Source organism: Novosphingobium sp. CCH12-A3, assembly GCF_001556015.1.
Taxonomy (GTDB): Bacteria; Pseudomonadota; Alphaproteobacteria; order Sphingomonadales; family Sphingomonadaceae; genus Novosphingobium; species Novosphingobium subterraneum.
The window spans coordinates 1-10,651 of sequence record NZ_LSIA01000294.1; the positions used below are offsets into that span (position 1 = coordinate 1).

General features: G+C 65.4%; 8 protein-coding genes and 1 pseudogene. 1 reads left to right on the forward strand and 8 read right to left on the reverse strand.

Annotated elements, in window-relative coordinates:
• Positions 1–56: 56 nt before the first annotated feature.
• Positions 57–581 (reverse strand): annotated as a pseudogene (locus tag AX703_RS24080) (IS701 family transposase); the annotation flags it as partial.
• 356 nt (positions 582–937) lie between these two features.
• Between AX703_RS24080 and AX703_RS24085 the strand changes: the two are divergent.
• On the forward strand, positions 938–1,396 hold the full coding sequence (locus tag AX703_RS24085; RefSeq protein WP_062347808.1) for a hypothetical protein: 459 nt from the start codon (positions 938–940) through the stop codon (positions 1,394–1,396).
• Here the strand turns inward: AX703_RS24085 and AX703_RS24090 are convergent.
• From AX703_RS24090 to traN, 7 genes are read right to left on the reverse strand one after another with little or no spacing between them, the layout of a single operon-like run.
• On the reverse strand, positions 1,393–5,172 hold the full coding sequence (locus AX703_RS24090) for a conjugal transfer protein TraG N-terminal domain-containing protein (RefSeq protein ID WP_062347810.1): 3,780 nt from the start codon (positions 5,170–5,172) through the stop codon (positions 1,393–1,395). The genes AX703_RS24085 and AX703_RS24090 overlap by 4 nt on opposite strands.
• A 17-nt stretch (positions 5,173–5,189) precedes the next feature.
• Entirely contained in the window at positions 5,190–6,608 is a 1,419-nt protein-coding gene (locus tag AX703_RS24095; protein WP_062347813.1) for a conjugal transfer protein TraH, read from the reverse strand.
• A gap of 46 nt (positions 6,609–6,654) precedes the next feature.
• Complete coding sequence (locus AX703_RS24100; protein WP_062347815.1) at positions 6,655–7,242, reverse strand: hypothetical protein; 588 nt, start codon at positions 7,240–7,242, stop codon at positions 6,655–6,657.
• The gene (locus AX703_RS24105) at positions 7,239–8,099 is read right to left on the reverse strand and encodes a conjugal transfer protein TraF (RefSeq protein WP_062347940.1); all 861 of its coding nucleotides are present in this window, start codon (positions 8,097–8,099) and stop codon (positions 7,239–7,241) included. Before AX703_RS24105 ends, AX703_RS24100 begins: the two co-directional genes overlap by 4 nt.
• Positions 8,100–8,116: 17 nt before the next feature.
• On the reverse strand, positions 8,117–8,713 hold the full coding sequence (locus AX703_RS24110; RefSeq protein ID WP_062347817.1) for a S26 family signal peptidase: 597 nt from the start codon (positions 8,711–8,713) through the stop codon (positions 8,117–8,119).
• A complete protein-coding gene (locus AX703_RS24115; RefSeq protein ID WP_062347820.1) occupies positions 8,685–9,587 on the reverse strand; it encodes a type-F conjugative transfer system pilin assembly protein TrbC in 903 nt (300 codons plus the stop codon). The genes AX703_RS24110 and AX703_RS24115 overlap by 29 nt, the downstream gene beginning before the upstream one ends.
• Entirely contained in the window at positions 9,559–10,566 is a 1,008-nt protein-coding gene (traN, locus tag AX703_RS24120; protein WP_369821057.1) for a conjugal transfer protein TraN, read from the reverse strand. The genes AX703_RS24115 and traN overlap by 29 nt, the downstream gene beginning before the upstream one ends.
• Between the last annotated feature and the right edge of the window lie 85 nt (positions 10,567–10,651).

Genomic DNA, 10,651 nt, shown 5'->3' on the forward strand with positions numbered 1-10,651 from the left:
GGGACACTCAAAGCTCATGGCCATCTACGCCACGTGGGTCTGGGATGACGGATACTCTCGGGCTTCGTGCGGTATTCCTGCAAAGGGGCAGGCACACCCGCCTTGTCCATGCGCGCGGTATCGCTCGTCCAGCTTTCCGGCAGAAACAGCCGCAAGCTCAGCATGAGCGGAACTTCGCCCGAGGCCAATGTCACCGACACCAACGTCTGGCAGTTCGCATTCTTGCCCAGCGCCGTAGCGTACTGGGGGGCGACGCCAACCGAGGCCTTGCCCTTCTTCGGCAGAGCGGTGTCGTCGATGATCAGCCAGGCTCCGTCATCGCCGACCAACTCGTCGGCCTGCTGCCACAAGGTCGCTTCCAGCGGAGCACTGTCCCACAGGCCGGCCCCGATGAAATGATGCAGCCGGTCATAAGCGACGGCGTCCGATCGGGCCGCCATGGGCTGGATGCTCTTGCGATCACCCGGCCCAATCAAGCCGGCGATATAGGCCGGGCACATCCGCCGCCGCGTCTTGTTACCCAGACCTTCCAGATACGGGGCAAGCCACCGCTTCAGATCCCCCTGCCAGTCCTCGTCCATCGCCAGCCTCCATAAAAGCTGGCTCCCCATGAATCACGCAATCAGCGCAAAGGGAATCCCAAAAATCAAATTTCTGCCAAAGTAGTGCTAGGAGGCCGCAATCGCAACCATCGGTGGTTGTGCGCTCGTGCAATCGCACAGCGCTGACCTTCCGCGACAACTCATCCATCGCCCAAGAGCAGGGCTGGGATCACTTCCCATAGCGCCTGCCCAGTCAGCGAGTGCGTTTACTCCGGCTTAAATGAGGTCGCGCACAGCGCCAGGAGGGACAGTTCCATGTCGCGCGACCTCACAAAACCCTCTGGATTCCCTCCCTATGCCGCCTGTGCTATGATTCCCGCTGAAGGAATCCGCTCATGACCACGATTTTCGACGATAGAGGTGACATTCGCAAAACTACAACGGCGGCACGCAGGCCTGCGACCGATTGGCTTTGGCGCCCTTGGTATGCAAAGCTCTGGTGGACGACGATCCCGGCCTGGTGGATTGGCATGGCCGCATCCACCCGCGTGCCAGCGCTAGGATCCTTCTACGACAGCGCTCTGGCGGGATTTCTCAACATCCTGTTCTTCCCGCCGACCGCGCTTATGGTGCTGGGCGTCTGTTACGTGCAACAGCGCTTGACCCTTTTCCCAATGTCAGGCGAAAGCGCACTTCTCTCCGATGAAGCCACGGATGCGATGGCTTATCTGGAAGCGGAGGACGTTCGGGCTCTTGAGGAGTTCAAAGCGAGCACCGACATTTACGATCCTCGATCCGGCGGCCTCTTTATCGGAAACCCTTTGAGTCCGCAGAATCCTCATCATCGTTTCTAGCGCTTCTTGAAAGTGCTATCGCCATCCGCAGGGCTGTTCTCTGCATCGAGGGAGAATCGCCCGCTTTTCAGGATGGCATTCTGATCAATCGAAGTGATCGGGCCGGTCGCGTCGAATGTTGCGCGGCCCGCGTCCGCATCGCCAAGATAGCGGTTGCGCAGGCCCTCGGGCCCGAGGATGCGATTGGATAGCTCACGCGAAAATGTGACCGACGGATCCGATGAGCGGGCAGCCGCACGCTGAGCCGCCGCGATCGCATTGCGCACATCGTAGTTGACAATGTCGAGATTGGCCTGTGCCGTTTCGCTTTCAATGCCCTGATCTTGGCTCCGGAATCCAATGCTCGCGCCGACGCGGCCCGATGTGGATTGTGACTTGATGGGGCCTTGGCTTTTGTTTCCACTCTGGCCCTGCTGCCCCCGACCTCCTGTGGCTTCGGATTCCGCGACACCGACGCTGCCTCCCAGATCTCCTCCCACCGTGGTGCCCATCGAGACTTGATCCTGCGCCGACCGAGAAATACCGCGCTGCCATCCGGTCTGCGCGATGATCGCCTGCACGTCACGGGTTAGTGTATCGGCGACCTGCGGCTTCAGCCGCCAGTTGCCGTGCCGATCCATCTCGAACCCACCCTTGAGCCAGTTCGACATCATCGCCTGACCCTGTTCGCCGCTACTCAGGAAATGCTCGATTGTATCGGGGCCAGCCTGCTTGCCCGCCTCGAAGCGCGTGCTGGTGTCGCTGCGCGCCGACTGCTGGAAGCCGACCGAGCTGGAGACAAGCACATCGTTGTTGGCGAAGCTGAACCGCGCCCGCCCGCCACTGGCGATCGCGCCGAGCTGACTCTCGTTGATCAGCCCGCCGCGCCACATCTCCGCGGCCGTCTCCGGGGTCAGATTGAGGTTGATGTCTCCGTTCTGCGCCATCGCGATCTCACGCTTCGACATAGTGACACCATGATCGGTCAGCAGCTTTTGCATGCGCGTCAGCCGTTCGTTGTCGACAATCCGCGTCAGGCGTTCGTTGCGGGCGCGATCGGCGATCCCTTCCGCGCCGCCCTCCGCCATATCGGTCTGGTTGCCGACGCCCTGGGAAAGCGTGCGGATGAAGCTGTCGAGCCGCGCGGCCTGTCGCACTGACATGCCCGCAGCGGCAGCGCCTTCGGCAAAGCCCGCATTGTCGGCCTGACGGCGCTGCTCGCCGATCCGGGCGGCCGAACGGGTGCCATCGGGACCAACTTCGCGCTGGGCGTCGAGCTTGCCCGACCGCTCCGCGAAGTCATAGCCCGCCGCCTCGCGGGTGCGGCCATAGACGCTGGTGCCCTCGCGCGCAGCCTCTGCCGTCGCGCCGTCGGCCGTTCCGACCTGGACCGCGGCATTGTAGGTTTCCAGCGCCCGGAGCACCTGGGCTTCATTTCGGCCGGTTGCGCGGGAGAGTTGGGTGATGGCGGTGGAGCGGGCTTCGCCAGAGAGGGTGTTGATGAAGGAGATGCGGCGGGAGGCTTCCTGCACAGGGATTCCAAGCATCGCTGCGGCATTGCGCTGGCCGGTATTGCTGCCGGTGCGGTGCGCCTGCTCGGTCGCCACATTGCCGCGCTCGATCCTTGCCACATTGTCGCCCGCGAAGTCGCGCCGGCCTTCCATCGCGCCCACCTGGATCTGAGCGCCGGTGAGGTCGTTGCGCAGCATCTGCTCCTGGTCGAACGTATTGGCGATGAGCTTGGCGAAGGTCGGATCGGCCGAAGCCTGACCGATCACGGTCGAGGCCTTGAGCGCCGCATCCTTAGCATCATAGCCGCTGCGCTCGAAATGCCGCTGTGCGCCTGAAAGCATCATGTCGTAGGCGCGCTGATCGCCGAAAGCGCGCCATTGCACCATCTTCTGCGCGAACGCAGCAAAGGCACGCTCGCCAGACTGCCCCTCGCCAAAATAGTTGGTGCCAAGGCTACGCAGCGCGTCCTTCTCGGCAAAATTGTGGATCGCACTCGTGGCGGCATTCTCGCGCACCGCGCGGACGGTGGCGGGGTCGGTCAGGCTGCGGCCGATCATGGCCGGCGACAGGCCGCCCAGTTCGCGCGCCGCATCGAGACCGCCAAGCCCCATCGCCGCCGTGCCGGGCACGCCGCCACCTTGCTCACCGAGCACCCGGCCGGCCGACCCGAAAGAGCGATCAGCGCTGAACGTCGTGCGCTCCCCGAAATCCCCGAAGCCGGAAGAAGCGCGGGCGCGCGACATCGTGCCTGCGGCCGAAGCCTGCGCTTCCATCGCCCCGGCATAGCCCTCGCGGGTGCCGAGCGGTGCGGCTGCCGCGGTGCCCTGGCCCTGGACGCCGAGCGCACCCGACGTGAAGCTGGTGAACACGTTGCCGCTGAACCGGAAGACGGTGAACACGAAGGCCCCGGCGAGCCCGGCGGCGGCCGTGCGGAAGCTGCCGAAAATCGCCAGCGCCTTCATGGCGGCGGACGGCGCGAGCATCCAGGCATTCACCGCCACGCTGTTCGAGCGCATCTCGGCGAGCACATCGGTCGCACGGCCAAGCGTGAGCTGGTAGATGCCCGCATCGATCACGCCCCAGAGCGCGACGAAGACGAACAGTCCGAGCGCGAAGCTCGCGACCCTGAGGTTGATCGGGGTCAGGATGAACATCAGCGCGACCGGCATCATGAACAGCATGATTCCGAACACGGTTGCGCGGATCGTCGGCATCCACTCGTTCGCGGTCGACATGGTGGCGAGCCCGCTCGATATCACCGCCCGGTTCGCCATGACCCGCGCGGCTGTCGCCGGGCTGTCCTCGAACAGCACGTCGCCCACCGTGTTGCCGAGCATCACGTCGGTTAGGAACTGCTGGAGGCTCAGCGGCGTGCCCATCATCATCTGCCCCATCTCGCCGATGTTGGCGCGGCAGCGCTGAAGCTGCGCGGCATTGCCGACGTCGTAGCCGGTGCGCGTGCAGATCTGCGCGACATAGCTGTCGAACAGGGCGGGCTCGGAGAGGCGCGTCGAGATATGGTCCCAGGCCTCGGCGCAGCTCATGGTCGTGCCGCCCTTGTCGGCCGCCGTATAGACCGTGCTGAAGGTCGCCGGTCCCGCCATCGCGGCAAAAGCACCGGGCAGATCGTTGGTGGTGCGATAGAGTTGATCGTCGTCGACGCCGTAGGCTGGCGAAACCCGCGCAACCGGATAGCACTGGCGCACATAGTCCTTGATGGTCGCATCGAAAAAGGTGTCGGTCATCGGACCGCGCGGGGACGCGGCATTGAGAAACAGGTCGAAGCTATGCCCGCCCGCGCCGAACTCGAGTTTGGCGTTGGGATCGGTGGTGTTGTCGTCGATCACTTCGGCGAGCGCGCGCTCCATCATGTTGGTCATGCCGGCGACGACCACGATCAGGTTGGGCACGTCGCCCACCGGCTGATAAGCGTTCCGCACTCGGTCATAGACGTGAACCGTGCCGGTCGTGGCGACGAGCCCGACATAAAGGCCGATACCCACCAGCATCTGGAAGCCGAAGGCGACGAGGCCCATGCCTTGCCCGCGCACGGTCGCGAGCAGCACGCCGAGCGCGATCCCGGCAACCGCGACGATCAGCACCAGCGTCTCATAGCGCGGATCGCCGAAGATCATCGCGACGAGACGGAAGGCGTCCACCGTCTCGGAGAAGCCGTCATAGGTGTGGAAGCTGGTATCGACCGCCAGGGCCGGCGTCGCCATGAACAGCGCGAGCATGGTCAGGGCGGCGCGGAGGATGCGGGAGGTGCGGAAGATGCAGGTCATGGCGTGCGGGCTTCCGATCAGCGGTTGCGGTTGACGGCGGTGCCCGCGGCGTCGCGGGCATCGCGATCGCGCTGGCGGACGACGCCCGAATAGGTGGCCGAGAGGTTCGCCTGGTTGAGCGCCGCCATGTAGGACTGGCGCATCTGCGCGCGCTGGCGCAGCACTTCGTCGCGCAAGATGCCGAGCTGCTCGATGCCCTTGGTGAGGATGCGCGTCTGGCAAACCTTGGCATTGCCCGCATCGGCGGCGCCGGCCGCGTTCACTCCGCGCTCGGCGTTGCTCACCGCGAAATCTATGCTGCGCGTGAGATCGTTGAGCATTTGATAGGCAAGCGTCAGCGCAACCAGTTCGTCGGTATCGGCGATCACGCTATCGACCACGCCCTGGCGCACGCCCCATTCGAGCAGGCGATAGACCGGCAAGGTGCGGACATTGGCGACGAACTGGCGCTCTTCGGGCGTCAGCGCGGCGCGGGTGCGGATCTTGACCGCGATCGAGTCCATGCGCGCGCGGGCGAGCACCAGCGCGCCCTTGCCGCTGCCGTCGGTCGAGCAGTCGGCGCCGGTCGGCGGCACGGCGATGACACGGCGCTGCACCTTGCCGGTCAGGAAGTCGTCCACGCTTTCGGTATCCTGGCGCGGACAGGCGGGGATCGCCGAGAAGATCGGCACCTTGTCGGTGGCATCCCAACGCATGTAGACGTCGCCGACGCGGGCGCGCATGACGCTCGCCCAATCGGACGCCCCGACGCGCGCGGCGGCATGGCCAAGCAGCGAGCCCGTCTTGAATATCTCGGTGACCTCGGCCGGGCAGTTCTCGAGCGCGTCCTTCAGATCCTCGGTCGGGCTGTTGGCGTTGGCCTGAATCTTCTCGCGGCTGTTCTGATAGCTCTTGGCGAAGCCTTCCTTGACCGACTTGTAGCCGGTCATTTCCTCGATGATCCCGCTCATGTTGTCGTCGCCCTTGGCGATCTGGACCATGCGGTTGGCCAGACGGCAGTCGTTGACCTGGATCGAGTTCAGGAAGTTGGTCGCTGCTTCCATCTTCGAGATGATGTTGCCCATTTTCTCGTCGAGCGTCTCGAGCAGATATTGAAACGCCACGGCAGGGGCGGCCTGCAGGATGCTTTCGAGCTTCTGGACGAGGTAGTCCGGATCAAGGAACGACATGCCGCCGAGGAACATGTCGATGCCGCCGCATCCGGCCTTCACCTTGGGCATGGTGATGCTCATCAGATAGTCGTTGTGAACATCGACGCGGCCCGACATGCCGCCGGCCGTCACATAGCCGCGGGTCTGATCGCTGAAGCTGCCCGGACTGGTGTAGGTGACATTGTCGAACCAGCTTTCCGCCCAGCTCTGGGCATGGGCAGGCGCGGAGACGCAGGCGATGGCAACGGATGCGAGCAGGCTCAGGCGCGGACAAATCTTAGGCATGGCGGGGTTCCATTCATGAAGGGGGACAAGGCATCTGCCGCCATGATCAGTTGCCTTGCCGGTGGGGGAGGGGGCGAATGGGCGCGCCCACGATCCCGGTGAACTTCGACATGCCCCGCACGCCTACTGCGGCACGAACGCCTCCCAGCATCTTCGCGGCGAGATAGAGATTGCGGGCCAGATTGGGCGCATGATCGGTGCCGATTGCGACAGGGACGATCCGGTTGGGATCGGCGCGGGGCCGGACCCAGGCGACCGGGTGCCCGACCCAGGGCAGGCCGAGCCTGCCCGAACGCAGCATCGCTTCGTCGCGGCCAATGGTTCGCACCTGCCAGCCATAGCGACGGCCCAGCGCGCCCAGCTTTGCCCAGAGATCGGCGCAGGGCGCGCAGCCCGGCGCGGTGCTCATCTCGACCACATAGGCTGGCGCCTGGCCAGTGAGGGTTTCCGCGAAATCGGGCGGCCAGTCGCGCGTGAGCGGCACGCGGGCGAGCCAGTCCTGCATCTCGGCGGCGGTCGCGACGGGATGGATCGCCGCGCGCATCGCCTGCTCGCGCGTCGGCGCCTGAGCGGCGACAGGTGCAGCGACCAGGCAGATAACGCCAAGAACAACCAGGGCGATCGGCAGCTTCACTGGCGCGGCTCCGCGCGGACGTCGACCAGATCGCCGCCGAGCACGCGCGGATCGGTTGCCGACACGGGGCCGTTGGCCAGCGCATCGAAAAAGCCGTCTTCCTCGCCCGCGCCGGTCAGAAACTGCTCGGGCCGAATATCGCCCGCGAGCAGACGCACCGCCTGGTAGGCCGTCTGGATGAGGTTGGGATAGGCTTCGACGCCGGTGGCGATCACCATGCGCTGCGGGCTGTTCCGGCGGATCACCATCGTCGTCGGCGTGACCTCAACGCCGAAGCGCGCGGCAAGCTCGGGCTTGCGGTCGATGTCCTGCAGGGTCACTTGCCAGCCCATCTCCTCCTGGAAGCGCTGGACAATCGGCCACTGGACCCGACAATAGCCGCAGGTCGAACGCGAGAACATGACCAGCGCGAACTCGCCCGCGCGGCTGCGCAGATACTGGCGGCGCACCTGATCCTTCTGCGCGGAGAGCTGGTCGCGCGCGTCGCCGACCATGGGGTTGGCCGATTTCGCGTTGAGTTCGGGATGCTGAAGCATCGCGATCTGGGTCACGCCCGCGAAAGCGCGCGCCTTGCGCCGGGCAAAATCCTGCAGGCGCCAGAAATCGGCTACGGCATCGACGGTCAATACCGTCGCGGCATAGTCGCGCTGCTGCTCGATCAGCTTGCGGATCTTCGGCGGCGTCCAGGTGGCGAGCTCGGCCATCGGCGGGATCGCCGGTTTCACCAGGGCGTCGGGATCGGGCCTTTCGTCTGCAGGCTTGGGCGGCGCCTGATACCACCAATAGCCGGTGCGCGTGTCGGGAAGGTCCTGCGCATGGGCTTGCGCGGCGGGCAGGAGAAGGGCGGTTGCCACCATCAGGATCGTGGCGCGGCTCACAGCAGCTTCTCCATGCGCTTCAGCCGCTCGATCGCGACCGGCCCATAGTAGCGGCTGTCGAATCCGCTGGCGTGCGACGAGCCGACATAGACCGTGCCCGGCGGGATGGTCCCAGCGATCGGGCGCCAGTGCTCGAGCCGCTGCCCGTCGTGGCCGAAGGGCTTGCTGATGCCGAGCAGCTTGCCGTTGCAATAATACCAGCCATCCCATTCGCCCGCACGCATGGAAGGTTTTTCCAGCCAGTCGATCCGGTCGCCCGGCAGGCACAGAGCTTCCTTCGTCACCATGACGGGCTTGGGGCCGGCGAGCGGATGCGACAGGGTGAAAGATACGAAATCGCCGCGCCGGATCGGTCCGGGCGCCTCGCGCACGATCCAGGCGTCGATCGACGGGCTCATGACGAGCGTGAATTGCGGGATGGCCCACATCGTCAGCAGCCCGATGGGGAGCACAATGCCATTGGCTTTCCAGAGCTGTTCGGGACGGGGCGGTTGCCCAAGCCCCGAACTGCCGAGAGCCACCGCCGCCTTCAGCGGCAGCAGCATCGCTTCATTCCACAGCGCCTTACCGGCGTTCCAGGCGAGACTGAGCATCGCGCACTTCCTCCTTGCCGCCAAGGCGGGCATATTCTTCGAGTAAACCGGAAAGCGCCGCATCGCCGTAGACGACATGCGCGGCGCGCGGGCTGTCATCCTCCCGCTCGCAATAGGGCTGGGTCGGATCGCCGGGGACCATCGCGAGGGCGGGCACGCGCGTGACAGCGTGCTGGCGAAAGATCAGCGGATCGACGATAAGCTGGACGTCGCGCATCGCGCAGGCCGGGCCCTCGCAGCCCGGATCGAGCCGCAGGATCTCCGCCGAGAGCTTCGCCATTGGACCGACCCGCGTCAGGCCGCCCGGCATGCCGCGAAACGCCAGCACGCCATGCGCCTGTTCGAGCTGCGCGGCATAGGTGCGCAGCGTTGCGGTCGGCATCGAGGAAGAGACGAACAGCACCGGCACCCACGCCTTGCTCGCCTTTGGCGCGGCGACGCCGGCGAGCGCCTTCATATCGGGCGCTTCGAGTCCCAGCGCCTGGCCCAGGCGGCGCGCCATTGCCTCGCGTTCCGCCGCCAGAGCTTCCTTGCCCTTGTCGAGCGCGGCGCGCGCCCGCGTATCCATTGTGGGCGCGGCCACGCGGCGGCGCAGGCCGTCGAACGCCCGGCGGCGCATTTCTTCGGAAGTCGCGGGAAGTGTGGTCGGTCCCCGCTGCTGCGTATCGGCCTTGCGCTGCTCGGTCGCTCCCCGGAGGCGGTCGAGCGCGGCCCCGCCTTCGACAGCGGCTCCTTCGCGCGCATTGGCGGGGGCAGTGCCGGTCTGCGGCGGCGGCGTTTGCGCGGAAGCGGGAATGGCGAGCACCGCTGCGACCAGCACGGGCCACGCGGCCGCGAGGCGCGCGCTACTTCCCGATGACCTGCATATAGGCATCGATCTTGTCCTTCATGTCGACCTGGATATCGGCCTGCGCCCGGGCCTCGATCTCGGAATAATATTCGGAAAGGTCCATTTTGGAGAAATCCAGCGCCTGGAACTCCTCCGGCGTGAACCCGCGGCAATAGGGAGTCTTTGGCGTGCCCCAGCCAAGGCCGTTGAACGACTTCAGTTGCGGGCGGCCCTGTTCCTGGATGATGCGCCCCAACTTGGTGTTGAAGCAACAATGGCCGCGCGACTTCTGGATGCAGATGCCGAGGATCTTGGAGCTGCAATAGCTGCCGACTTCATGGCACATGCCCGAACCCTTGAGCATGGCCGTTTCCATGTCCTGCTGGTCACAGCCCGACAGCAGGAAATCGATCATGAAATTGATGGCGAGGCTGATCGCGATTGAGGTCGGGTCGATGCCGGCGATGATGGCGTTGGCACCGGCGCTTGCAGCCTGGCCCGCGGTCGCTCCCGCCTTGAACGCGGTGTAGGCGGCCTTCATGCCCGTGAACACGCCTTTGGCCACGGCGATCTTGGTCGAGATCGACGTGATCGATCCGCCCATGCCGTCCTTGACGATCTTGCCCTTGTCCTTGCAGCAGTTGGAGAAGGTGGTCTTGAGCCCCGCCGGACGGCAGCGCATGGCGCGTCCTGAGAAGATTTCGATATTGCCGAGGCACGCCCCTGTCGTATCCATCTCGCCATCGGCGGGCACGCCGGGATCGTCCGTGACAGGTTCATCCTCAATCGGCGTCGCGACGGGATCGGTGCAGGCGTTGGGCGAGCAGGTCGGCGTGCCGCCGCTCGCCGGTGCGGTGCAGGCATAGGAAGGCCCAAGCGGGCAAACATAGCCTGTCGTCGCATCACCGGTGCAGGCGACCTGCTGAAGCGGGCATTGCCAGCTCGCATCGGCCATCAGCGTGCAACTCGCCACTTCGCCAGTGTCGGAGGCATCGCCGTTGCCGTTGAGATCGACCGCGCACATCGACTGCGCGTGGGCGGCCACGGTGAGCGCGCCCCAGACGAAGACGGCGAGGACGAGGTTGCGCAGGCGGCGAAGATGGCGAGAG